The sequence below is a fragment of the Clostridium bornimense genome (genome assembly GCF_000577895.1).
Taxonomy (GTDB): domain Bacteria; phylum Bacillota; class Clostridia; order Clostridiales; family Clostridiaceae; genus Clostridium_AN; species Clostridium_AN bornimense.
On the sequence record NZ_HG917868.1, the window covers coordinates 930,530 to 956,753 of the forward strand.

The window sequence follows — 26,224 nt, forward strand, 5'->3', positions numbered from 1 at the left end:
CGTATTAATAGGACTAATAGCTCCAGGGAAATTAATAATTTGGAAAGAATTAATTGATACTATAACACTTTCTTTGAAAAAAAATGGAGACAATGTAGATATAATTATATTTTTTTTAGCTATATATTTATTTGTAATTATTATAGAAAATCTTTTGACTTATGTAACTAATTATTTAAAAAAGATGTTATCGGAATATTTAAATAAGTATATATCAAAAGTAACTATGGAAAAGATAGCAACATTAGATCTAATACAATTTGATGACGCAAAAATCTATGATGATTTACAAAAAGTAAATGATGAATCTGTTAGTAGATCTGTTGAGTTTTTATCTATATTAATTGAACTAATAAAAAATGTTATAGGATTAATAGGAACAATAACAATATTCTTAACGTTCAATCCAATAATAATAATTTTATGTATTTTCACTACTATACCGATGTTTTATATCAGTATAAGTGCATCTAAAAAGGAATTTTCATTGTATAACGAGAGATTAGAGAAAAGAAGGTTAGTTATGCAACTTCGTTCTATTTTTATAAAGAATGAAAATATAAAGGAGATGAAGATTTTTGGTATAGGTACATACTTTAAAAACTTTATGTTAGATGTATATCAGAAATATATTGATGAGGATAAGGTAGTGCGAAAGAAATTTTTAAAGAGTTTTGCTTTAGGAATAACTTTTGAAAATATGATTTCATATGCTATAAAACTATATACAATATTGGTGTCTATTAATAAGAAAGCTTCTATAGGTAGTATAACTATGTATATATCAGGAATTGATACAGTGCAAAATTCTATGATTACAATACTTAATATAGTAAGTGAGCTTTATGAGAATGAGTTATATATGAAAAGCCTATTCAATATATTAGAATTGCAACCTAAATATAAAATATCTAACGAGAAAAAAATCATATTTAACCGAGAATTTAAAGAAATAGAATTCAGAAATGTATGGTTTAAGTATCCTAACAAAGATCAATATGCTCTTAAGAATATTAATTTGAAGATACAAGCAAATAAAACTTATTCATTAGTAGGAATGAATGGATCAGGGAAAACAACATTAATTAAACTATTAAGTATGCTATATTTGCCTGATAAAGGTGATATTTATATAGATGGTATTAATATAAAAAATTATGATAGAGAGTCAATATATAAGAATATTGCAGTAGTTTTTCAAGATTTTCTACGTTATCCATTAGATGTGGCAAAAAATATTGGGCTCGGAAATATCGATGAAATAGATAACATAAATTATATTATGGAAGCTGCAAAAAAATCTGGTGCTGCTGAATTTATAGAAAATCTTCCTAATAAATATAATACTCAACTTCAAAAAGAATGGAGTGAGGGTGTAGATTTATCACTTGGTCAGTGGCAGAAGCTGGCGATTTCTAGAGCATTTATGGCAGATAGATCTATCTTAATATTAGATGAACCCACAGCATCATTAGATGCAGTAGCAGAATATGAAATATTTAAAAGCTTTAAAGAAATCATAGATGGTAGGACATGTATATTAATTTCACATAGATTTTCTACAGTAAAGTTGGCTGATGAGATATTAGTAATAAAGGATGGAGAAATAATAGAACAAGGAACACATGAGGAGTTATCTAAAAGCAATGGGTTATATGAAAAGTTATATAGTATGCAATCTGAGTCATATGTGACAAATTAGAATGAGTTTTTATTTGATTTGTTCGTTACCTTTTAGTATTTAAATATTAATTAAGGTAATGTTCATATATAAGATTTAGAAAGGGGGAAGAAGGAATGACTAGAATAGTAAATCCATTTAATAAAAATATTGATGAGGTGTACACAGAAGCAAATTATTCTTGTGAATGTCACTGTAGTGCAGGTAGTAGTTCATCACCTCGTTCAGCAGCTTATGATGGTGGTTATTGGAGTCATAGTGTTGTATGTACATGTAGCTATGGTTCAACTAATTATACTTATAACCATAATCTATAGTAAAACAATTTTCAGAAAGTTTTCTGAGATAGCTATCTAACCTAGGTTAGATAGCTTAATCTTAAATATTAATAACATAAGTTATATTTATATAAATTAAATTTTTTAGAAGGAGGGAATATAAAATGGAGAGTACTGCAAGTAGATTGAAAAGTTTATTTGATCTAAAGAAGTCAAATGAAATTTTTAGATTAGGAAAACTATTTAAAACAGAGAATATACATTATTTTTATGATCTAGGAACAAGTAAAGTATTGCAATTAGATGATGAGGCCTATGAGATTCTTAATTTCTTATTTGATAGAGAAAACAGAATGGATTGGGATGACTTTGTTGAAACTTTAGGTGATAAACATTTAAAAGCATTGGATCAATTAGAAGAAATTATTGAAGATGAAAATTTGTTTTTAGCTCCTAAGATGGAAAGGTTATATACTAGAAATCACTGTGAAAACCTAGAAAACATCGTTAATAACGATTTAAAACAAGTAATATTAGAATTGACCGGAAAGTGCAATTTAAGATGTGGATATTGTATATATAATGATGATTATGATGGAAATAGAAATTTTAATTCTAATGATATGAATAAAGAAGTAGCTAAAGCAGCAATAGATTATACAATAAAGCATTCTAATGGAGAGGTAGCAGTAACTTTTTATGGTGGAGAGCCTTTGTTAAACTTTGAATTATTAAAGTGGTCTATGGAATATGCTAAAGAAACTATAAAAGACAGAACGGTTACTTTCTCATTTACTACTAATCTTACTTTAGTTACAAAGGAAATAGCAGAATATTTAAGCACAGTAGATAATTTGACAGTTCTCTGTAGTTTGGATGGACCAGAGGAGGTTCAAAATAGCTATAGAAAATACGTAGATGGAAGAGGAACTTTTAATGATGCAATACGAGGACTTAAATATTTAGTTCAAGCTTTTGAAAAGAATGATACTAATACAATTAGTATCAATGGAGTATTTGCCCCACCATATAGTTTTGAAAAAGCTGAAAAGGTTAACAGGTTTTTTCAAGAGTTATCTTGGTTGCCAGAGAGTACAGATATAAATGTTACATATCCATCTGATGGTAGTATAAAAGATAGCAGTGCAATACAAGAACTTTTAGAGAATCCTATATATATAAAGGAAGGAAAATTGATAAACACTTTATATGAATGGAGTAAAGAAAAGATAGATGAATTTGATCTTAAATTAGATGATACGAAGATGATAACAATGGGTGGAATACAAAAGAGACTTTTAGGAATTCATAATAGAAGAATATCAAAAGAGCCACTTATTAAACAAAATTTTAATGGTTGTTGTGTTCCAGGAAGTAGAAGGCTTTATGTAGATACAAAAGGAGATTTTTATCTATGTGAAAGAATAGGAAATTCTCCAAGTATAGGCAATGTATATGATGGTATGGATTTTGATAAGATTAAAAAATATTATATAGAAGATTATTCAAATGGATCTATTGAAGAATGTTCAAAGTGTTGGGCTTCTGCTTTGTGCTATAAATGTTATGCAGAAAATTATACTAAGGATGGTTTTAATAAAGAATATAAGAACTCAAGATGTGATTCGGTAAGAGATTCAATAGAAGATGGATTAAGTCTATATCACTATATTTTAGAAACAAATCCAGAAAAGCTAGATATTTTAAATGAAATTGAAACTATATAAGTTTTAACATTATATAACTATAAACCTATAGTAAAAGAATTTAAGAAAGATAGGCTATCTAAATTTAGTTAGATAGCCTATTTTCAATTTTACTATATTGAAAGAAAATACCTTAAAGGATGGTAAATATGATAGGAATTAATAGATTAACAGGAAATTTAGAAAATGGGATGAGTTATTATCTTTATAGTAGCGAGGGGGAGAATAAACTAAGGGTAATATTACTAAATAAAGGCGGTGTAAATTATGAAAAAGATGATGAGAATGGTATTACTCATTTGCTAGAACATATGTGTTTAGCTTATGGAAAATATAATGAGAAAGATTGGTTTCATACACCAGTGGGAATTATTAATGGGGAAGAATATATATGCACAGGATATACAGATTTTGATAGAACAGTATTAAAAATATATACAAGAGACGAAAAAAATCCAATAGAAAAAAGCTTGTATCTCGTAAATAAGATTATCAGTGGAGAAATCATAAAAGATGAAGTTTTTCAAGAAGTGAAAAAGCTTGTAATAAAAGAATGCGAAGATTTTTCTATTAGAAATGAGTTGCAAAAAAAGATTATAGAATTTATAACAGATGGTAAAAAGAGTATATTACCAATGGGTAAAGATAGTATAATAAAGAATATATCTTTAGATGATATAATAAAAGTTCATAGAAAAAATTTTATATATAATAAGTTATCGATATTAATAATAGGTAATATAGATATCTTTAAAGTAGAAAATATATTAATAAATAATTTTAATTCAAGTAAATCTAAAGAAAATTTTATTGAATATAGGAAAAAGGATGTTATTGGATATAAAGAAAATAAAGAATTATTATTGGAAGATATAAGAAGTAAGAACAATGTACTGAAAGCATATTATAGATTTCAGAGTAATGACAGTGAAATTAGAGGAAGATTGATAAGATATTTTTTTGATAGAATATTAGAACAATATATTTTAACTAAATATAAAGAAATTAATAATAGTATATCTAACGTTATATGTACTGATAGAAGGAATATATTCGGTAGTGATTATTATATTATTGTTTGTAAAGGGATTAAAGAAAGAGAGTGGAAGAAAAAATATCTAACCATCATAAGGGGAATTTTAAAACAGGGTATTAATAAAGAAGACTTTATGAAAGAGAAAGAAACTCTTAAGAGTATTTTAAATATTTTAGTAAATGAAGAAGTGGATGCAGAAGATATAGCAAAAGAGTATATACATAATTTTTTTAATAAAGAGGCTATTCTTTTAATTAAAGATGATTATATGATAATTAGTAAACTTATTAATGAAATTAGTATAGATGATTTAAATAATTGTATGATGTCAATTTTAGATAGTAAAAGTAGAATGGTATTTATACGAGGGGCATATAATGATATAGGAATAAGTAAAGTTAAGAAATAAAATGTTTTTAGTGGTATTAATTATTTTATTTCTTTTTACCAAAATTATTAATGCTATGGTATTGGAGGTAAATAATAATATGAGTGCTTCTATATCAAACTATGATAATTTAAAAATTATATTAAAAGAAAAAGCAAATGCGATTCTTGAGGATGAAAATTCAAGTACAGCTAGTATTCAATATGCAATAAGTGAAGGAAATAAAATAATAATATCAGATGCTGTTGGTTTTTCTGATAAAGATAAAAATATTAAAGCTGATAATAATAGTATTTATGGTATTGGTTCTATAAGTAAACTTTATACTACTGTAGCTGTTTTACAGTTAGTGGATGAAAGAAAGGTTGATTTAGATCTCGCTGTAACAAATTATATAACTAATTTTAAGATGAAAGATCAACGTTATAAAAAGATAACAGTTCGAATGTTACTAAATCATTCAGCTGGTTTTATGGGAACTACACAAGGAAATGTGTCTTTTAGGGAAATCAATGATATGTACGGATATGATTCATTTCTGGATCAGTTAGCAGAACAAAATTTAAAAGCAGAACCAGGAGAGTATTCAGTTTATTCTAATGACTCATTTACCCTAGCGCAAATTTTAGTTGAGAGAGTCAGTGGTATGGAGTTTACACAGTATATAAAAGCAAATATTACTGGACCATTGGCACTGAAAAATACTAAAACACCTAGAGATGAATTTGATAGAAGTAAAATAGCCAAAGCTTATGATAAATATACAGGAAGAGTAGAACCGGTAGAAAACTTTATGGAAATAGGCATGGGTGGAATGTATTCTACAGCTGAAGAAACATGCAAGTTTATTAGTGATATAACCAATAGAGATAGTAAAATATTAAGTAAAAACTCTGTTGATGCTATGGGGCAGAAGGAATATTTAAAAGGTGTTTGGCCCATTGATGATAATGATAATATTTGGGGATTTGGTTTAGGCTGGGATTGTGTTAAACTTTTCCCTTTCAATAGATATGGAATAAAAGCATTAAGTAAATCAGGAGAAACTTTGGATTATAAGTCTTATGCTGTAGCTATTCCAGAGTATGATATATCTGTTACAGTAATAACCTCAGGCGGAAGTTTTGAAAATAATCAATACTTCGCAGTAAGTTCTCTATTGGAACTTCTTAAAGAGAAAGGAATTATAAAGGAAGGATTACCAAAGGCTAAGTTAGATTATCAAAGAAGTCAGTATATGCCTCAGTATTTAAAAGAACATTCAGGTCTATATGGCAGCAAAAATAATTATTATGATGTTAAGATAAATTCTGATGGAACATTAAATTATAATGATTATGGTTACGATATAACTCTTTACCATACCTATTCAGGATTTTTTCAAACAAAAGATGGCTCTATGGGAATAAGATTTGTAAAAGAAAAAAATGGAGAAACTTATATGGAAAGACGTATATACAGAGCTGGAGATGGGTTATATGAATTTGCTTATTGTGAGTATATAGGTCAAAAGATAGAAAACAATTCTTTAAGTGATGAAGTTAAGGAGTCTTGGGATAAAAGAAAGAATAAACTATACCTTACAGTAAGTGAAAGCTATGGATCAGAGTTTTATCAATATGGATTAGGAATATGGTTTCAAGAGAATGTAAATGGTTATGTTAATGGTAGTAATAAAATTATTGATAATAATAATAGCAAAGCAATACTAAAGATACCAGGAGTTATAGGTAGTGATATATATGATTGTGAATTTGTAGAGAAAAATGGTATAGAGTATGTTGAAAACGGCGGAATAGTCTATATGTCTCAAGATGGCGTTAATACATTAACTAGTAGTATAGATAAAATCGCCATTGAAGAGGATGGATATACTAAGTGGTTTGTTGTTCCTTCAGAACTTGATGGAAAAAGAATAGCTGCAGATTTAGAAGATAAAACAAATATTATTATCTATAAGGCTAATGGTGAAACAACGCACAATTTCCATTTTTATAATGAGAAGTCAGCAGTTTTAAAAGTAGGTGATTATGTTGCTGTGGTGGGAGAGAAAGGGGCGGAGATTAAGGTAACAATAGAAATGTAGAGGTGAAGATAGAAGGTACAGTAGCTAAATCTAGTTTATTTAAGAGAATATTTAAATAAAAAGTACGTCACGTATAATTTCATTTTGGGAGTGAAATTGTAGGTGGCGTTTTATTATATTTGAAATATTATGTTGATAACGCTAAAATATAGAAAATTATCAAGAAAAATGGTAGAATATAATAAAAATGTATAATCACAAAGGAAAAAATAAGCATATTAATAATATAATTAATATTAAGAGAGATTCAGGGGTTGGTTTTATGAGATTAAATATAGAACAGCAAAAATTGGTAAATAGCAAAAATGTAGGACATCAAGTTATACGTGGAATTGCTGGATCAGGTAAGACAACAGTAGGTGTATGTAGAGCATCATATCTTCTTGATAACGTTTGCGATAAAGATGATATGATTTTATTTCTTACGTATAATAATTCATTAAAAACATACATAAAGTATTTGTACAAAAAAACTAAAGATGAACTTAAGGAAAATCAGAATATAAGTTTTTTTGATAATAATAGTGATAAGAACATAAAGGTATCTACCATAGATTCTATTATGTATGGATATTTTAAAGCATATTGTAATGAAAACGGTAAAGATTTGATTTTGGAAATGCAAATAAAGCCGGCTATTATGAAGCAAGGGATTTATAATGTAAGAAAAACTTTTGGAGAATCATCTATATTAAATGAAAATAATATTAAGTTTTTAAGAGATGAAATTGCTTGGATTAAGGCATGTAGGTATATTACGTTGGAAAAATATCAAAATTGCTTTAGAACTGGAAGATCAATAGGTAATAATGATGGACCTAGTAGATTGAATAGAAATTCTAAAAGTAGGGAAGCAATTTTTAGACTTATGGAAGAAGTTGATAAATTGCTTATGAAAGAAAATAAGGTAGATATATTTACAGCTAATATTATTGCACTAGATCAGATACAAAGGTATAAAAATCATAAAAGATATAAGCATATTATAATTGATGAAGCTCAAGATTTAACAAAGGTACAGCTTGATTTTATAAATATATTAAGAAGTGATAAGGAAGATAGTTCTATATTATTTTTAGCTGATGTAGCTCAAAGTATATATCCACAAGCATGGTTAGTAAAAGAAAGATCTTTTAAAACTATAGGATATGATATGACGGGGAAAGGGTCTAGGTTATCTAAAAATTATAGAACTACTACAGAGATAGCAGAGGCTGCATATAGTCTTTTATCAAAAGATATTAATATAGTTGAAGATGAAAACTTTGTAAAACCATCATTATTAGATAAGAGGGGAGAATATCCTATATATACTCATTTTAATAATGAAGAATAAAGAAATAGATATCTATTAAGGACGATAAAAGCATTAAGAAATAATTATGAATTAAAGGATATAGCAATAGTATCTAGGATAAATAAAAACTTAGAATTATTAAGAGATTTTCTTATTAAAAATAATATAGATGCAACAGTGTTTAAAAAAGATATAGATTTTGAACAGGAAAAGATAAAGCTTGTAACTATGCATTCTGTTAAAGGATTAGAGTTTAAAGTAGTAATATTAATAGATTTAAATAGCAATCTCATGCCATATCCAGTTAAGGAAACTAATGAGGAAGATAGATTGCTAGAAGAAACTAGAGATAGAAAACTTATGTATGTAGGAATGACTAGAGCAGAAGAAAAATTATTCCTTTGTTCTCATGGAGAGCCATCTAAGTTTATTAATGATATAGATAAAAATTTACTATTGCTTAAAAGCGAAAGTAGGATAAACACTTATTACAATGTTGAATATAGTGAATATTTATTTACAAATGAAATAAAACAAAAAGAAGAAGAAGAGGAATCAGTAAGACAATGGATGATAAAAGAGTTAATTAATAATTATGGATATCCGAAAGAATTATTGAAAGTAGAATATCCATTTAAGAATTTTTCGAGAGATGGAAAAGCAGACATCGTAGTATTAAACGGTAAAACAAAAGAACCATATATAATGGTAGAAACAAAAAGTAGAAAAGAAGATATATCTAACGCAGTAAATCAATTAAAGTCATATATGAATGTATCTAAAACTCCATTTGGTGTTGCTACTAATGGAAAAGATATAGTTTTTCTAAATAGAGATTTTAATGAAATAAAAGATATTCCTGTATGTAATGCAATGATATTATCTAGCTCAGTAGAAGAATATAGATATATTGACACATCAACTAAACAAGAAAAGTACTTTAAAAGAGACTTAGACAATATAAATGAAATTATATACGATGAAGATGTAATAAAAGATAATATGATGAAAATACCAGTGTATGCAGATATAGCAGCAGGAATCCCTATAGAAATAGTAGATGAATTAAGAGGATCCTTTACACTTCCAAGTGAATGGGTTAAAAATAAAAAGGATTTATTCATCTTAAAGGTAAAAGGGGACAGCATGATAAATGCCAATATAGATAATGGTAATTTAGTAGTACTACAAAGTGCTAGTACAGCAGATCCAATGGATATAGTAGCGGTATATTATAATGGGACAACCACCCTTAAAAAGTTTATGCCAATGGGAAGTACCGTACTTCTAATAAGTGAAAATCCTAACTATGAGCCAATTAATATATCAGAAGGTGACTTTAGGATAATGGGGAAATTGGTTGGGATATTGAAAAGTTAAAAGTAAGAAAATACGTCACGTATAATTTCATTTTTTAGGTGGAGTTGTACGTGACGGTTTGCTTAAAAATATATTACACTATTAAGCTTTAGATTGTATCTAATCTATAATATTAAACTCTAATAAATTTTTAGACGTATTAAAAGTATATTCTACTAATGTAAGGTTTGTCCAAATATCGAAGTTGGGTGGTCTTCGCCCAACAATATAGTTTCTTTGCGCAAATTTATTTTTGGCTTCAATAATTGAAGAATCAAATTTTTTTGCTACTAAAAATGCGTTAATCATCGAATAATCTCCATAAGAGTATTCTTGGCTTATCCAATCTACATATTTCATTACTTGATCAATATCAATTGGTAGAGCATCACCTTTTTTTAATTCCATAAGTAGATATTTGGAAATTGTACCATAAAAGCCAGGAATATACTTATAGCCAAATACGTCCATTTTATCGATGTAGTCTAATGGCTTGAATGGAGACGCAATTACTTGATGAGATATATAATCCCAATTGCCAAAAATGCTTTCAGTATGTGAATCTTTATTTGACAATTGTGAAAGAATTCCCGCCTCTAAGGCCATTTCATGGCTTAAAGTTTCATTTTCATTGCAAGATGAGAGAATATCAGCCACATTAAGAGTATAATTATTTTCATTAAGTTTAAGCTTTATATTATTATGAGTAGAGTTATTAAATTTTAAAATTTCATTAGCTGTGTTGTTTAATAAAAATTGTTCGTTTTTTTTAAGAATTATATCTTTTAATGCCTTATTTTCATCATCATCGATTTTAACAAATGATAACTTATAAAATGCTCTCAACATTCTAAATTTTGATGGATTTGAAGACAAAACGTCATCCATATCAACACCGTTTTTGAAAAAGAAGGGAGTTGGCTCAAAGGTACATATCCATCTATTATTTATACTTTCTTCACCTAAGTCAACTAATAATTCATTTTTAATGTCTAAATATTCTGGAGTTATTGGTTGAGATGAAGAAGTATAATTATTATATTTACAATCTCTATTAATATTTTTAAGAGTACCAATGCCATATATTTTTCTATCAATAAAAAAATATATGTTGTCACCTTCTTTCATTGTAGCATAATCAGAAAAAGTAGATTCATGATGAGTTTTCCACTTATTATTTATTGGAGAACTCATATTTGTAGAATATACACCTCTAGATATACATGTTTCTAGTGGATTTAAAATATCTATTTTTTTACTTGATGTTTTTTTTAAACTCATTATGTATCCAGCCATATATTTCTCCTCAATATAAAAGTTATACACTAATATTATACAAAATATATGTTTAAAAGGAAAAGTAGTGTTTTTTGTTTTAAAATATGATTAAATAGTAAAATTTGATTTTTCTTTTTGTTAAGAAATATATTATAATAACTAGAGGTAATAATTCAAAAGGAGAAAGTAATATGGCTATAGAGAAAACAGTATGTGAGCTTTTTGCTGGAGTCGGTGGTTTTAGACTAGGGTTAGAAAAAGCATCAAAAGAATGGAATACAGTTTGGGCAAATCAATGGGAACCAGGGAAAAAGTTGCAACATGCATTTAATTGTTACTGTTCTCATTTTGGAAATACAACTAATCATGTAAATGTTGATATATCGCTTATTAATAAAGAAGAGATTCCAGAACATAATTTGCTTGTAGGGGGATTTCCTTGCCAAGATTATTCAGTAGCTAGAACAGGAGCTCAAGGGATAAATGGTGTTAAAGGAGTTCTATGGTGGCAAATAAGAGACGTATTGGAGAAAAAATCACCGAAGTTTGTTTTATTAGAAAATGTGGATAGGTTATTAAAATCACCTGCTAAACAAAGAGGTAGAGATTTTGCAGTAATGTTAGGATGTTTTAATGACTTAGGTTATAGTGTTGAATGGAGAGTCATAAATGCTGCAGAATATGGATTTGCACAAAGAAGAAGAAGGATTTTTATTTTTGCATATAGAAATGATACTCAGTATTATAAAGTTATGAAAAATAAATCTAATAAGGATATTATAAATCATAAAGGTTTTTTTGCTACTACATTTCCTATAGAAGAATGTGATAATGTTAATGTTAAGGATTTTATTTATGAAGATATATATGATATATCTGATAATTTCAATTATGAATTTTGTAATTCAGGTTTGATGATAAATGGAGAGATTTCTACAGTTAAAACTATTCCTAAATATGAAGAACCTATTACTATTAGAGAAATAGTTGAAGAGAATGTAGATGATAGATACTATCTTGGTGAGCAACTTGAAAAGTGGAAATATTTAAAGGGAGCTAAAAAGATTGAACGAACTAGTAAAACTGGTCACTCATATGTATTTTCAGAAGGACCAATAGCATTCCCTGATTCTATTGATAAACCTGCAAGAACAATGTTAACTAGCGAATCAAGTGTAAATCGAAGTACACATGTTATAGAAGATCCACAAACAAAAAGATTAAGATTATTGACTCCAATGGAAGCAGAAAGAATACAAGGATTTGATGATAATTGGACTAATACTGGTATGCCTGAAAAGTTTAGATATTTTTGTATGGGTAACGCATTAGTTGTTGGAGTAGTGACAAGAATGGGACTTACATTAAATAAAATTTTTGATGGTGAAATATAGGACTACAGTACTGTAGTCCTATTATTTTAAAAGTGATTTATTTAATTGACTTAGAATATATGTATTATTTATCCAGAAACTTTGTGTTGTCATATATCTACCATCAGGAAGTTCGTTTGCATCTTTATGGATATCACCAATAATAACTCCATCATTAAAGAGATAGGCGCTTCTTTGAGTGTGTGGTCTTATATGAACAATAGGATTGTCCTCTTTTTTAGGAAAATTATTAAGTACTATTTTTTTTGATTTAGTTTCCTTTATAGTAAGTATAACTCCGTTGATTATAGTTTCACGAACTTTATTCCAGCCATCAAAAACAATGGTATTTAGGTCGTTATAAGGCATGTTCCAGAATTGACAGCCTTTTAACTCGTATATATCATTATTCTTTTTAAATACTACAAATAAAAATTTTGTCTTATCAAAATAATTAAATAAAGAAGATTCTTCCCACTCTTCATTAATTATATCTTTAAATTTGAATGCCGGAAAAGACATACTTTCTTTTATAGAGTTGTTATTTTCTATGCGAATAGCTTTAACAACAACATTTGCTTTTATAAATTCTTCTGCTTTATTTGATTTTATTCCTAACATTCTGTATGAAAGATCACACCATTGAGATTTATTATTATTATATTCCCTATTGAATAATTCACATAATTCTTTATCAGATTTTCCAATATGAATATTTATTTTATTAATTATATATTCTTCAAAAGTTTTATTTTTTAATTCATCAACATTTTTAATTATTGGTTCATATGTTGTTTTGTTTGGAACAATATACGTATTTAAAATATGTGTCATATAAGAAACTTTAAATGAAAATGCCCTTGGCTTTGCTGGAATATCAGAAAAAGGTTGTTTCCTACTATTTGCTGACGTAGCTGCTTTTGTTGCTGCTCCAAGATACATTGTATCTCCTTCAGAGAGTTCATGAGCTTTTCCATTTCTAATCTTGTTAACTATTATATTATAATCATTTTTAATTATTTCTAAATCCTGTTTAGGTGGGGTAAATAGCTTAGCATAGTTGATTCTGTAATCTAACCTATTAGGTATTTCTTTTGAGTATAAATAATATACTAGCAGAATAAGATTTGATTTTTTCCAAAGATGGCTTTCATAAAAATCTTCATTAATAACTTCACAATAGTCAATCATAGTTAAAATTAAACGTTCTTTTGCAGAAAGACTTTTATTTTTATTAATTTTATATGGTGTTACTTTTAACTCAACACCAGCTTTATCAAAATCAGGATTTGAATCATTATTGCATTTATATTGAAAAAAGCATTCTTCTATTAATTCACCTAATCCACCTTTTCGTTTCTTATTTTCATGAGTTGAACCATAATTACTAGTATCTTCATATATACGGTTTAGATTATTATTATATTCACCTAAAATCTCAGAAAAGCTTTTTCCAATAAGATTTTGCGCATAATTTTCAATACTTTTGGCATCAGTTTCATTATATGGTAAGTACATAAAATTCTCCTTATAACAATATTTTGCTTAATAAATACAGTATACAATATTTGATTAAATATGTATAATTTTGATACTCATAATTGTTGAGAGATTAAATGTAAGTTAAAATGGATTTTATAAAGATATACATTAAAAAAGTGAATTTTAATTATGTAGTAGTAATAAAAATTATGTAATGGTTCCATAGAATAAATTATTTAATAAGTTTAGGAATGGAATTAATTACCATAAAAAGATATAATAATTAAAATTTTGAAAACATTAAAAACAATGTGATATATATATGGCGATTTAGATATCATAAAGGGTAAATTTGAAAAATTTATTTTATAATATAAGTAGAAAATATTTAGATAGGAGAAAACAATGGGAAATGTTGATGCCAAGAATATTATAGCTAGCGAAGTAGCTATAGATAACATTAAATTTAAAGACATAAATAACAATTGCATCACAGGAGAAACTAATCATCTATTACCAAAACTTAGACAAGCCTTTAAAAAAGCTACAGAAGTTAAAATAATCGTAGCATTTTTAAAAGATACCGGTGTTAAGTTATTAGAAGATGATATTAGAGAATTAGTTGATAGGGGAGTTAATATAAAAATATTAACAGGTAATTATCTTAATATAACAGAGCCTAAAGCTCTTACATCATTAAAATATAACTTTGGAGATAAGATAGATTTGCGATTTTATAATGTTAAGAATAAATCATTTCATCCGAAGGCTTATATTTTCAAAAATAGTGAAGGTGGAGAAATTTATTTAGGATCATCTAATATGTCTAGAGCGGCACTTACTGATGCTATTGAATGGAATTACAGGATTGATAAAAGTACGTCACCAGAAGATTTTGATTATTTAGAAAGAACTTTTGATGATTTGTTTTTAAATCACTCTACTATAATAGGAAGAAAAGAGCTTAATGAATATGCAAAAACTTGGAGAAAGAGACGTATTGTTGTTGATGATGTTGAGGAAGATACTAATGTTATAGATTTATACACACCTACTGACACACAGCTACAATGCTTATACAATTTAAAAGCCACAAGGGAAGAAGGTTTTGATAGAGCATTAGTAGTTGCTGCAACTGGTGTTGGTAAAACATATCTTGCAGCTTTTGACTCAAAAGAATATAAGAAAGTACTTTTTGTAGCACATAGAGAAGAAATATTAAAACAAGCATATAAAAGTTTCAGAAATGTAAGAGGCGAAACCTCTACCTATGGATACTTTTATGGTAATACAAAAGATAAGGACAACGATGTAGTTTTTGCATTAGTACAAACTTTAGGTAAAAAAGAATATTTAAATGATAAGTATTTTAATAAAGATGATTTTGATTATATTATCATAGATGAATTTCATCATGCTACTGCTAGTAATTATAAAAAGATAATAGATTATTTTAAACCTAAATTTTTATTTGGAATAACGGCAACACCAGAAAGAATGGATAACAAAGATGTTTTTGCAATTTGTGATTATAATGTTGCTTATGAAATTAGATTAAAAGAGGCTATAGAAAAAGATATCCTTTGTCCATATAGATATTATGGTATTTACGATAATACAGTAGATTATGACAGTATTGATTATTCAAGAGGAAAATATAATGAAACACAACTAGAAAAAGCATTAAGTAAAAAGGAAAGAGCGGATTTAGTTTATAATCATTATAGAAAATTTGATAGTAAAAGAGCATTAGGATTCTGTACATCAAAAACTCATGCAGAATATATGGCAGAGTATTTTGCAGATCAAGGAGTTAAAGCTGTAGCTGTTTATAGTGGTGGAAAATATAATAGGAACGAAGCTATAGAAAAATTAGCATCAGGAGAAATCTCAGTAATATTTTCTATCGATATGTTTAATGAAGGATTAGATATACCATCAATAGATATGGTAATGTTTTTAAGACCTACAGAATCATCAACAGTATTTTTGCAACAATTAGGAAGAGGTCTTAGAAAATCAAAAGATAAAAAATATCTCAATGTACTAGATTTTATAGGCAAATATAAAAAAGTTAATTTAGTGCCGTTATTATTAAAAGGCGAAGACGGAAAAAGAAGTAGTGGAAATAGATTTGTAAATCCTCAAGTGGATGATTATCCCGACGGGTGCTTAGTAGATTTCGACTTTAAACTTATAGATATTTTTAAAGAAGAATACAGCAGATCAAGAAATATTAAAACATGGATAAGAGATGAATTCTTAAGAGTAAAAGAAGAATTAGGACATACTCCCAATAGAAAAGAATTCTTTTTACAAATGGAAGATGACTTATATATAAACCTCAAAGCAAAATCTAAAGAAAATATATTTAAAGATTACATATCATTTCTAAGTGAAATGGGAGAAGAGTCGCCATTGCTAGATACTGTAGCTCACAGATTTTTAGTGCAAATAGAAACTACAGCTATGAGTAAAACATATAAAATGCCATTATTATTAGCATTCTATAACGATGGAAATATGATAATGAAACTTGATAAAAGTGATATAGCAAAATCTTTTAGGAATTTTTATAGTTACGGTTCTAACGGCATAGATATGAAAAAGCATAAATCAACAGAAGACTATAAGTTATGGAATTATGATAAATATTATAAATTAGCCAAAGATAATCCAATAAATGCTTTATGCAAAACCCATGGAGAATTCTTTACCTTTGAAAATGATAAATTTTATCTATCAAAATCACTAGAATCATATATTAACAATGAAGAATTTTTAGGTCATTTTAAAGATATAATTGATTTTAGAACAGTGGAGTATTATAAGATGAGATTTGATAATGAGGCTTAGAGGAAATATTATTTTAAATAACAAGTTTAGAATAAACATTGGGGGATAGGTTAATATGTTTGAAATCAAATATAGATTAGTTCTAGATATGAACGAAATTAATTCAATGTCTTTAGAAGAATTTGATAAGGAATATGATGACTTAGAAGGAATTATTGAACTAAATTTTAATGGAAGTAAGATTGGAGAGACTTTTGAAGGTGAAATAACTGAAGAAATGTATGAAGTAGGATGCTTTCAAGATGAGTGGGTAACTTTATGGTTTAGAAATCTTATTAAAGCGGCAAAGTTATTAGTAAGTAATAATTATGTAATGTTTTCTGAAATTGAAGCACCTGTGTGGATAGAATTAACTAAGTCTAATAATCTTATTAAGGTTAGAGAATTAAGAGAAGTATATCATAAGATTGAAGGTATGGAAGATATAGATTGTGTAAGCGGCCCATTAATGGATACCAAACCTATTAAAGAAGAAGTAGTTTTAAAAAGTGGTGAGATTTTTTTCAGAGATGTTAAGATGGAGGAAACTAGTTTTAAAGAAAATTTCATAACAGCTACAGAGTTTCAGCAAGAGATTAAAAATAAAAGTAATATGTTACTTACTGAAATAAAAGAAATGTTTCCAGATAAAATTAAATCTAAGCTTATTAAAACATTAGAAGAGTCAATTAATAGTATAAAGGACATTTAATTTTAATGAACATTATAAAAGAGGAATACAATGAGTAATAAAGGGGAAATTACAGAATCAGATTTTTATATTGAATTTAGTTATAAAGATAATAATACATTTAGAAGAATTAACAATCTTATTAACTATGTAAGGCGAGAAAAGAAAGCAGAAAGATTAAATGGGGATGACATAAATGTTATGGATTTTTACACTAATGAAGAATTAGAGTATTTCTGGTGGCCTACTGATGCAGAGAATAAGGAATTCTGGGGAAAATATTACTCTATACCAAAAGAACAACGAGAATGTGATATTGGTTTGAAAATTAATTGGGATTTAGAATCAGTATTAGATGCAATTAGTAATGGTGAATATGAAATATTAGGCTGTAGAATTATTAAAGCTAATGTTGCTAGAATATATTTTGATCCTTGGTCATATCCTTATGGTGACAATAGTGCATTAGTAGAATTAATTAAGCCATTTAGAATAAAGATAATTAAGATAGAAGGATAATTTATTAAAGTTGTTACACAAAATTATATTAGTGTAGCAACTTTATTTATTTTGCAGAAAATTTATATGTCATTACTTGAATTTAAAGGCATAAAGAAAATCAATGGTATCGATTTTCTTTACCATTGAAAAATAATACAATCGTTATGCTATAATGATTTAAAAGTTTAAACTAATGAGACAATACAAAAGGGGGAAGAGGTAAATCAATGTGGACTATAATATTAGTTACCTTTATAGCAGGACTGGGAGCAGGACTAGGGACAGGATTAGCAGGGCTTTCGGCGGCAGCAGTTGTTTCGCCTATGTTGATTACATTTTTAAAAGTTCCTGCCTATGAAGCTATTGGTATAGCATTAGCTTCAGATGTACTTGCTTCGGCTGTATCAGCATATACATATGGACATAATAAAAATATAGATTTGAAGAATGGGATAGTGATGTTGATATCTGTGTTAATTTTCACTTTTGTAGGAAGTTTTCTAGCATCATTAGTACCTAATCACGCTATGGGTAATTTCTCAAAAATAATGACTTTAATAGTTGGATTAAAATTTATTTTTCGTCCAATAATGAATACTGAAGATAATATGAAAGAAAGCAGTGAAAAAAAGAAAATTGTAAATTCAATTCTTTGTGGGATATTAATCGGATTTGTCTGTGGGTTTGTTGGTGCAGGAGGAGGAATGCTTCTTCTTTTAGTACTAACAGGATTTCTTGGATATGAACTTAAGATGGCAGTAGGAACAAGTGTATTTATTATGACATTTACAGCATTAACAGGAGCTTTGTCACATTTTTATATCGGAGGAAGTCCAGATTTAAAGATAATGCTATTATGTATCCTATTTACATTTATATGGGCACGAATTGGTGCAAGATGGGCTAATAAAGCTGATGTAAAAAAATTAAATAGAGTAACGGGGATCATATTGACCTTATTAGGAATTGTGATGTTTGTTGCATAAATTATAAATCTATAGGGAGATGAAGTTATGGATATATTAGAAATTATGAAGGCAAGACATTCAGTAAGAAGTTATCTTGATAAAAAAATTGAAGGGGAAACAAAGGCTAAATTATTACAATGTATTGAAGAATGTAATAAGGAAAGTGGTCTTAATATACAAGGATGTTTTGATGAGCCTAAGGCATTTGATTCATTTTTAGCACATTATGGAAAGTTTAATAATGTTAATAACTATATTGCAATTGTAGGGAAAAAGAGTAAGGATCTACAAGAGAAGATTGGGTACTATGGAGAAAAAATAGTATTAAAGGCTCAAGAGTTAGGTTTAAATACTTGCTGGGTGGCAATGACATATAGTAAAGGAAAAAGTCCATGTAAAATAGAGAGTGATGAAAAATTACATATTGTTATTGCTATTGGCTATGGAGCTACAGCAGGTATAGCACATAAAAGCAAAAAAATCGAAGAATTATCTACTTGTGAAGGAGAAATGCCAGATTGGTTCAAGAGAGGAATGGAGGCAGCAACATTAGCACCAACAGCAATGAATCAACAAAAATTCATGTTTTACTTAAATGGTAATAAAGTAAAACTTAAAGATAAAATGGCATTCTATTCAAAAATAGATTTAGGAATAGTTAAGTATCATTTTGAAGTTGCAGCAGGAAAAGAAAACTTTATATGGGATTAGGATTGTAAATAACAAAGGAGAAAAGTTATGGATAAGGAAATAAAAATTCATGTATTACAATGTGGAACTGTAGGAACTGATGAAACTATAACAGATAGAAGCAAATCCAAGAATCCTTATGCCTATACTGGAATTTTAAGAGGTAATAAACATCGTGTTTGGATTCCTGTTTATGTTTACTTAATTGAACATCCCAAGGGAAAAGTATTAATTGATACTGGATGGCATAGTGATGTAAGAGAAAATCAAAAAAAGCATATGAGTTGGAAACTAAATCTTGCTAGTAAAGCAATATTACCTAAAGGTGAGGCAGTGGATGAACAACTATTAAAGTTAGGTATAAAACCAGAAGACTTAGATTATGTATTCCTTACACATTTAGATGTAGATCATGTTAGTGGAGTTAAATTAGTTAAAGATGCTAAACATATTTGCGCTAGTGAAGGTGAACTAGAAGCAATTAAAAAAGGTGATATAAGATATAATCCATCATTATGGGAAGGTATTAATATTGAACCGGTTAAGATGAAGACTTCAAATTTCGGACCATTTAAGAAAAGTTATGATTTATTTGGAGATGAAAGTGTATTATTAGTTGATGTTTCTGGACATTCTAATGGCACCATGGGTGTAATGGTTAGAAACAATGGAAAGTTTATTATTATTACTTCTGATAGTTGTTATAATCATAAATCATGGCAGGAGCTAAAACTTCCTGGAATAGCTAAAGATAGAGAAAGAGCTATGGCATCATTAAAATGGGTTCATGCTATGTCAAAAGATAAGAATTGCAAAGAAATCCTCGCAACACATGATGATGAAGTTGAGCCACATGTTATTACCTTATAAGAAAAATAAGAGGTGGATGTCGTGAGAAAATGTAAATTTAGGATGAGTAAAATAGCCAGTGAATTTAAGAAATGCAAAGGTGCTTTTATAGCCTTAGGTGATGAAACGAGACAGCAAATTATTCTGGCATTATTAGAAAGTGACTGTAGAGGAATAAGAGTTGGTGAGATTACAGAAAAAACAAATTTATCACGACCAGCAGTTTCTCATCATTTAAAGATATTAAAAGAAGCTGGAATAATTAATATGAGAAGAGAAGGAACAAAGAACTACTATTTTGTAGATGCAGACCAAAGTCAATGGAAGAGGATTTTAGAACTGGTACAACTTATATATAAAGCAGCTTGCGATATTAAGGAAAATGATTCAAGAAAAGAAGAACCGTGGTAATAAAAATAGTTATAGATTTAAAGTAGTAATTATATAATTACTACTTTTATTTTACATAAAATGTATTATAATTTAATTAATATTGTTTAAGGGATAGGGACATAAAAATGATTTTTAGAAAGAAAAATAAAACATATTACGTTGGGGAAAGAAAAAAAGACAAAAGGATTAGGGAGATTCCCATAGGTTTATTAATAGTATTAATTTTTATAGCTATTTATGCTAGTGCTAAGGGTAGCGAGTGTTTACTAAATGAGATGTTTAAAGATAAATTTCATGATTCTATATATGTTAATGTTTACGGAGCGGTTATTGATTGTATTATCTACTCTATTTGTGTTATTTTAATCGGTAATCAGTTTATAAATTATGACAAAGTAGAATGGCTAAATGATCCATTACGTAAATTTCATAAAAGAAAGAGATATCTAGAAGTAATAGGTAAAATTATTATAGTAATAATGGTTATATGGCAGATGTTACTTATTTGTTTTAATGTGTCAGATATGTGGGAAGATAATTATAAAAGTGTAAATATAAATATTAGTAAGTGTAAAATTTATTCATCAAAATTTAGTACTAGAAGTACAACTGAATATTATATAGATATAAGCAAGGATTTATCTATTGAATTAAATAGTACACAATATTATGAATTAGATAAACTAAAAGAAAAATATCCTGAGGCAAATATTAATATAAAGTATTTAGAAACGACAGAATTATTTTTAACTTATGAAAAATTAGATAGTAAATAATAAGGATAGGTGAAAATATGGATTTCAATAAATTATTGAATAGCGCGGAGTACGCATTTCTAAGAACTAATGAACATCTTGGAAATAATATTATTATGCTAGGGCTAGCCGGTAGTTATTCTTATGGTACTAATAATGAAAATAGTGATATTGATATAAGGGGCATTACCCTTAATAGAAAGTCCGACTTAATAGGAATGACTTATTTTGAACAATATGTCGATGATAATACTGATACATGTATTTATTCTTTTAACAAAATAATTAACCTATTATTAAACTGCAATCCTAATACCATAGAATTATTAGGGTTAAAACAAGAGCATTATTTATATTTAAATGATATTGGAAAAGAGCTAATTAATAATAAAAAGCTTTTTTTATCTAAAAGAGCTATACAATCATTTGGAGGATATGCCAGTGCACAACTAAGAAGACTACAAAATGCTCTAGCAAGAGATTCATATCCACAGGAAGAGAAGGAAAAGCATATATATAATTCGGTGAAAAATGCTATGAATACTTTTAATGATAGATATCAAGAGTTTCAGGAAGGTTCTTTAAAGATATATATCGATGAATCCAATAAAACAGATATGAAGAAAGAAATTTTTGTCGATGCTAATTTAAAACACTATCCTTTACGAGATTACAAAAATATTTGGGCTGAGATGAATAATATTGTTAAGGATTATGATAGAGCAGGAAAACGTAATAATAAAAAAGATGATAATCATCTTAATAAACATGCAATGCATTTGATAAGATTATTCATGATGGCTATTGATATTTTAGAAAAAGAGGAAATCAACACATACCGTGAAAATGAACAGAAATTATTATTAAGTATTAGAAATGGAAAATATCAAAATAGTGATGGAAGTTTTAAAGAAGAATTTTATGAAATGATAGATGATTATGAGAAAAGATTAGATTATGCTTCCCAAAATACATCATTACCAAATGAACCAAACATTAAAGAAATTGAAGAATTCATGATTAATGTTAATGAAAAAGTAGTATCAAATAAAATATAATTAGTGTACGTCACGTAAGATTTTCCGTGACGTTTTTTGAGTAAAATCCACCACTACTTTGCTAGAACAGATGCTAATATGAGTTTTTACATATATATTACCAAAAGATATACAAAAAGTTACGTATTTTTATTATTTGATTTTCTATAAAAGATGTTGATGGTATAATTTACTTAACTAATATTTAAGTATTAGAGGAGTAGAGGAAAATGAAAACATACAATAAGTTAGTAAGAGATAAAATACCTGAAATAATAAAAGCTGATGGAAAGAATTGCGATACTATAATAGTTTCAGGAGAAGAGAAAAAAGAATTATTAAGAGCAAAACTAATGGAAGAAGTTAATGAATATTTAGAAGATGACAACTTAGAAGAATTAGCCGATGTTATGGAAGTATTATTTGGATTAGCTAATGAGCTTGGATTTAGTGAGGAAGATTTACTTAAAAAGAGAGAGGAAAAACTTAAAGCTAGAGGTGGGTTTAAGGAAGGAATAGTTTTGAATCGTACATATTAATATTTACGTCACGTAAGATTTTACGTGGCGTTTTTATGTAAATTCCACCACTACTTTGCTAGAACAGATGCTAATATGAGTTATTACATATATATTACCATGTGAAATAATGGTATAGATAATGTTGCTAAGGATATTGACAAAAGTTTAAATAGGTAATATATTACATATAAAGGGTAATATATTACCTATTTTTGTTGAGGTGAAATATGAAGTATATAATATCGGAAGATAATGATAGTGTATTAAATTTTGGAGATATGGATAAATCTTTTTTTCTAGTGGGATTGCTTAATGAATTTATGAATAGATTTCAAGCAGCGGGAGATAGATTTTTTGAAGAAATTAGTTGGAAACAATGCTTTCTTATTATTTGCATAGGTTTTTTTGAAACACCACCAACAATAAAGGATATCTCTGAAATGATGGGAAGTTCTCATCAGAATATAAAGCAGATACTATTAAAACTTGAGAAGTTAGGATTTTTAAAATTTGTGCCAGATGAAAAGGACAAAAGGAAGCAACGTATTATCCTTACAAACAAAACAGATAAATTTAATAAGAAGTATGAGAAAGCCAGTGCAGAGTTTATAAATCAGTTATTTCAGAATGTCGATAAAAATGATCTAGATATTACAATAAAGACAATATTACAGCTAGATAATCAGTTAAAGAAAATGAAGTAGTATTTAGCTGGATTAGATATGCATTTTAAGTATAGTTTTTTAATTAATTGAGGGAGGATAATAGGAAATGAAATCAATTGTAATTTATAAGAGTTCAACGGGGTTCACAAAACAATATGCAGAGTGGATTGCAGAAGAAATGGGTATTAAAGCTATAGATATTAATAAGGTATCAACAATCAATATATCAGACTATGAATATGTGATTTTTGGTGGTTGGATTATGGCAAGTAATATAAGTGGACTAGATAAAATAAAACAGTTAAAGCCTAAAAAATTAGTTGTGTTTGCTGTGGGATCTTCATTGTATAGTGAAGAATTGAAAAACCAAATTTTAAAACAAAATAATATTGAAGAAAAATCATTTTTCTATATGCCAGGTGGCATTAGATTTGAAAAGCTGAATTTCATAGTTCGTTTTATGTTGAAGAAAATAAGAAAGTCTGTGGCTAAAAAAGAAAATAAATCAGAACAAGAGGCAGTATCTTCTTTTGATATATCTGATAAGAAATATATTACTCCATTAATAAATTATTTTGATAAAAAGTAAGATTATAAAAATATATCACGTAGATTTACGTGATATATTTTTTTCTTGACTTAGAGTTAACTCTAAGTGCTACAGTATATATAGTAAAGGAAAAATTTATGAAAAATCATATAGATAGACAAGTAGTGGTGAATTTTATTGTAGATTATTTTTAAAAGACATGTAAAGATTGAATTTATTATTGACACTAAGAAAAAATTTTTGATAAAATTATTATATCGAGTAGCCAAAGGCGTAAATCCAGATATGGATTTACGCCTTTTTTTTATGCAAGTAACTTTTTAGACAACAAAGGAGGACGAAACATGGAAGAAAAACAAACAAGAAATAAAATAGGAATAATGCCTATAAATAAGCTAATGTTGTCAATGGGTATTCCGATGATTTTATCTATGATGCTACAAGCAGCTTATAATATTGTAGATAGCGCATTTGTTTCTAATATGGATGTCAATGGAGAAGCAGCTATAAATGCATTAACACTAGCTTTTCCAATACAGATGGTGATAGTAGCTATCGGAATAGGTACAGGTGTTGGAGCCAATGCTCTTCTTGCAAAAAGTTTGGGACAAAATAATAGAGAAAAAGCAAGCAAAGTAGCTGGTAATGCTATTTTTCTTGCTGTAGTAATTTATATTGTGTTTCTACTATTTGGATTTTTAGGGGTAAAAGCTTATATTTCTACTCAAACATCTAATGTATTGATTTCAGAAATGGCAGTAGAATATTTAAGAATATGTTGCGTAGCATCATTTGGTATTGTATTCTTTTCAATCTTTGAAAAGCTATTGCAATCTACTGGAAAATCTATATTTTCAACTATAGCACAGATAGCTGGGGCAATTACTAATATTATATTAGATCCAATATTAATCTATGGGTTATTAGGAATACCTAAGTTCGGTGTAAAAGGAGCAGCTTATGCTACTGTAATAGGACAAGTTGTATCTTTAGTTGTAGCACTTACATTTCATATAAAATATAATAAGGAAATCAAAAATGGCTTACATTATATGAAACCTTCAACTGGAATTATAAAAGAAATATATGCTATTGGGTTACCTGCAATTATTGCACAAGTGCTTACATCAGTTATGACATATGGACTTAATATTATATTTGGTACTATAAGTGAAAATACAGTTACGGCATATGGTTTATATTATAAAATTCAACAATTTGTACTGTTTGCTGCATTTGGACTTAGAGATGCTATCACACCAATTATATCTTTTAATTATGGTATGCAAAGTAGGACACGTGTTAAAGATGGAATAAAATATGGTATGATGTATACCTTTATCATTATGATTGTTGGTACTTTAGTATTAGAGATATTTGCAATTCCGTTTTCTAAAGTTTTTGGTTTATCAGGGGAAACACAAAGTTTATGTATTGATGCCATTCGTATTATATCTGTTAGCTTTGTATTTGCTGGTGCTAATATTGCATTTCAAGGAATATTTCAAGCCTTGGATAGTGGTGTCCCATCGCTAGTTATTTCTGTTTTAAGACAAATTATTTTTGTACTACCTGTTGCATGGGGATTTTCTATTGTAGCAAGGCAATGTAGTGATTATACATGGTTAATTTGGACTACAATTCCACTAGCTGAAGTTTTATCACTTATCTTTGCAGTATTTTTTATGAAAAATATAAATAAGAAAAAAGTAAGTATGTTGTAATATTAATAATGGGGGACTGGTGCATAACAAATCATTTAACATTATGCTTCAGTTCTTTTTTTATGGGAAAAATTAAGTGAA

Annotated in this window: 23 protein-coding genes; 21 read left to right on the forward strand and 2 right to left on the reverse strand. The window is 27.7% G+C overall.

The genetic code is table 11. The features are described 5' to 3' along the window. The first annotated feature begins 73 nt into the window (after nucleotides 1–73). The 7 genes from CM240_RS04125 to CM240_RS16740 all read left to right on the forward strand — a co-directional run bounded on the left by CM240_RS04125 (nucleotide 74) and on the right by CM240_RS16740 (nucleotide 9,852). A complete protein-coding gene (locus CM240_RS04125) occupies nucleotides 74–1,702 on the forward strand; it encodes an ABC transporter ATP-binding protein (protein ID WP_084485369.1) in 1,629 nt (542 codons plus the stop codon). 95 nt (nucleotides 1,703–1,797) lie between these two features. Further along, nucleotides 1,798–1,998 carry a hypothetical protein gene (locus CM240_RS04130; RefSeq protein WP_044036758.1) on the forward strand — a complete coding sequence of 67 codons (201 nt, stop codon included), beginning with the start codon at nucleotides 1,798–1,800 and terminating at the stop codon, nucleotides 1,996–1,998. 125 nt (nucleotides 1,999–2,123) lie between these two features. Next, the gene (locus CM240_RS04135) at nucleotides 2,124–3,686 is read left to right on the forward strand and encodes a radical SAM/SPASM domain-containing protein (RefSeq protein WP_044036759.1); all 1,563 of its coding nucleotides are present in this window, start codon (nucleotides 2,124–2,126) and stop codon (nucleotides 3,684–3,686) included. A 128-nt stretch (nucleotides 3,687–3,814) separates the two neighbouring features. Beyond that, entirely contained in the window at nucleotides 3,815–5,110 is a 1,296-nt protein-coding gene (locus CM240_RS04140; RefSeq protein WP_044036760.1) for an insulinase family protein, read from the forward strand. Between the two features lie 79 nt (nucleotides 5,111–5,189). Continuing rightward, nucleotides 5,190–7,175: a serine hydrolase domain-containing protein gene (locus tag CM240_RS04145; RefSeq protein ID WP_051483676.1), complete on the forward strand. Its 1,986-nt coding sequence runs from the start codon at nucleotides 5,190–5,192 to the stop codon at nucleotides 7,173–7,175. Between the two features lie 262 nt (nucleotides 7,176–7,437). Then, nucleotides 7,438–8,511: a UvrD-helicase domain-containing protein gene (locus CM240_RS16735; RefSeq protein ID WP_162148683.1), complete on the forward strand. Its 1,074-nt coding sequence runs from the start codon at nucleotides 7,438–7,440 to the stop codon at nucleotides 8,509–8,511. 138 nt (nucleotides 8,512–8,649) lie between these two features. After that, entirely contained in the window at nucleotides 8,650–9,852 is a 1,203-nt protein-coding gene (locus tag CM240_RS16740; protein WP_051483678.1) for a S24 family peptidase, read from the forward strand. A gap of 99 nt (nucleotides 9,853–9,951) precedes the next feature. Here the strand turns inward: CM240_RS16740 and CM240_RS04155 are convergent, their stop codons facing one another. Next, entirely contained in the window at nucleotides 9,952–11,127 is a 1,176-nt protein-coding gene (locus tag CM240_RS04155) for a hypothetical protein (protein WP_044036761.1), read from the reverse strand. A 179-nt stretch (nucleotides 11,128–11,306) separates the two neighbouring features. On the opposite strand from CM240_RS04155, the gene dcm reads away from it, so the two are divergent. Then, nucleotides 11,307–12,503 carry a DNA (cytosine-5-)-methyltransferase gene (dcm, locus tag CM240_RS04160; RefSeq protein WP_173400239.1) on the forward strand — a complete coding sequence of 399 codons (1,197 nt, stop codon included), beginning with the start codon at nucleotides 11,307–11,309 and terminating at the stop codon, nucleotides 12,501–12,503. 21 nt (nucleotides 12,504–12,524) lie between these two features. Here the strand turns inward: dcm and CM240_RS04165 are convergent, their stop codons facing one another. Continuing rightward, complete coding sequence (locus CM240_RS04165; RefSeq protein WP_044036765.1) at nucleotides 12,525–14,000, reverse strand: Sau3AI family type II restriction endonuclease; 1,476 nt, start codon at nucleotides 13,998–14,000, stop codon at nucleotides 12,525–12,527. A 369-nt stretch (nucleotides 14,001–14,369) separates the two neighbouring features. Between CM240_RS04165 and CM240_RS04170 the strand changes: the two genes are divergently transcribed. From CM240_RS04170 to CM240_RS04230, 13 genes are all read left to right on the forward strand, one after another. Beyond that, nucleotides 14,370–16,820 carry a DEAD/DEAH box helicase family protein gene (locus tag CM240_RS04170; protein ID WP_044036766.1) on the forward strand — a complete coding sequence of 817 codons (2,451 nt, stop codon included), beginning with the start codon at nucleotides 14,370–14,372 and terminating at the stop codon, nucleotides 16,818–16,820. Between the two features lie 55 nt (nucleotides 16,821–16,875). Next, entirely contained in the window at nucleotides 16,876–17,511 is a 636-nt protein-coding gene (locus CM240_RS04175) for a hypothetical protein (protein ID WP_044036776.1), read from the forward strand. 30 nt (nucleotides 17,512–17,541) lie between these two features. After that, complete coding sequence (locus CM240_RS16745; protein WP_051483679.1) at nucleotides 17,542–18,009, forward strand: hypothetical protein; 468 nt, start codon at nucleotides 17,542–17,544, stop codon at nucleotides 18,007–18,009. A 209-nt stretch (nucleotides 18,010–18,218) separates the two neighbouring features. After that, complete coding sequence (locus CM240_RS04185; RefSeq protein ID WP_044036777.1) at nucleotides 18,219–18,977, forward strand: sulfite exporter TauE/SafE family protein; 759 nt, start codon at nucleotides 18,219–18,221, stop codon at nucleotides 18,975–18,977. A gap of 27 nt (nucleotides 18,978–19,004) precedes the next feature. Further along, on the forward strand, nucleotides 19,005–19,670 hold the full coding sequence (locus CM240_RS04190) for a nitroreductase family protein (RefSeq protein ID WP_044036779.1): 666 nt from the start codon (nucleotides 19,005–19,007) through the stop codon (nucleotides 19,668–19,670). A gap of 27 nt (nucleotides 19,671–19,697) precedes the next feature. Beyond that, on the forward strand, nucleotides 19,698–20,519 hold the full coding sequence (locus CM240_RS04195) for an N-acyl homoserine lactonase family protein (protein WP_044036781.1): 822 nt from the start codon (nucleotides 19,698–19,700) through the stop codon (nucleotides 20,517–20,519). 21 nt (nucleotides 20,520–20,540) lie between these two features. Beyond that, a complete protein-coding gene (locus CM240_RS04200) occupies nucleotides 20,541–20,909 on the forward strand; it encodes an ArsR/SmtB family transcription factor (protein ID WP_341349773.1) in 369 nt (122 codons plus the stop codon). A gap of 107 nt (nucleotides 20,910–21,016) precedes the next feature. Beyond that, nucleotides 21,017–21,667, forward strand: coding sequence for a hypothetical protein (locus CM240_RS04205; RefSeq protein ID WP_044036787.1), 651 nt, complete (start codon nucleotides 21,017–21,019; stop codon nucleotides 21,665–21,667). A 17-nt stretch (nucleotides 21,668–21,684) separates the two neighbouring features. Then, complete coding sequence (locus CM240_RS04210) at nucleotides 21,685–22,704, forward strand: nucleotidyltransferase domain-containing protein (RefSeq protein ID WP_044036788.1); 1,020 nt, start codon at nucleotides 21,685–21,687, stop codon at nucleotides 22,702–22,704. Nucleotides 22,705–22,913: 209 nt separating this feature from the next. Beyond that, on the forward strand, nucleotides 22,914–23,222 hold the full coding sequence (locus tag CM240_RS04215) for a nucleoside triphosphate pyrophosphohydrolase (RefSeq protein WP_044036789.1): 309 nt from the start codon (nucleotides 22,914–22,916) through the stop codon (nucleotides 23,220–23,222). 209 nt (nucleotides 23,223–23,431) lie between these two features. Beyond that, nucleotides 23,432–23,908, forward strand: coding sequence for a MarR family winged helix-turn-helix transcriptional regulator (locus tag CM240_RS04220; RefSeq protein WP_051483680.1), 477 nt, complete (start codon nucleotides 23,432–23,434; stop codon nucleotides 23,906–23,908). A 67-nt stretch (nucleotides 23,909–23,975) separates the two neighbouring features. Continuing rightward, nucleotides 23,976–24,458 carry a flavodoxin domain-containing protein gene (locus tag CM240_RS04225; protein WP_044036791.1) on the forward strand — a complete coding sequence of 161 codons (483 nt, stop codon included), beginning with the start codon at nucleotides 23,976–23,978 and terminating at the stop codon, nucleotides 24,456–24,458. Nucleotides 24,459–24,763: 305 nt separating this feature from the next. Then, nucleotides 24,764–26,143: an MATE family efflux transporter gene (locus CM240_RS04230; RefSeq protein WP_044036793.1), complete on the forward strand. Its 1,380-nt coding sequence runs from the start codon at nucleotides 24,764–24,766 to the stop codon at nucleotides 26,141–26,143. Nucleotides 26,144–26,224 lie beyond the last annotated feature (81 nt).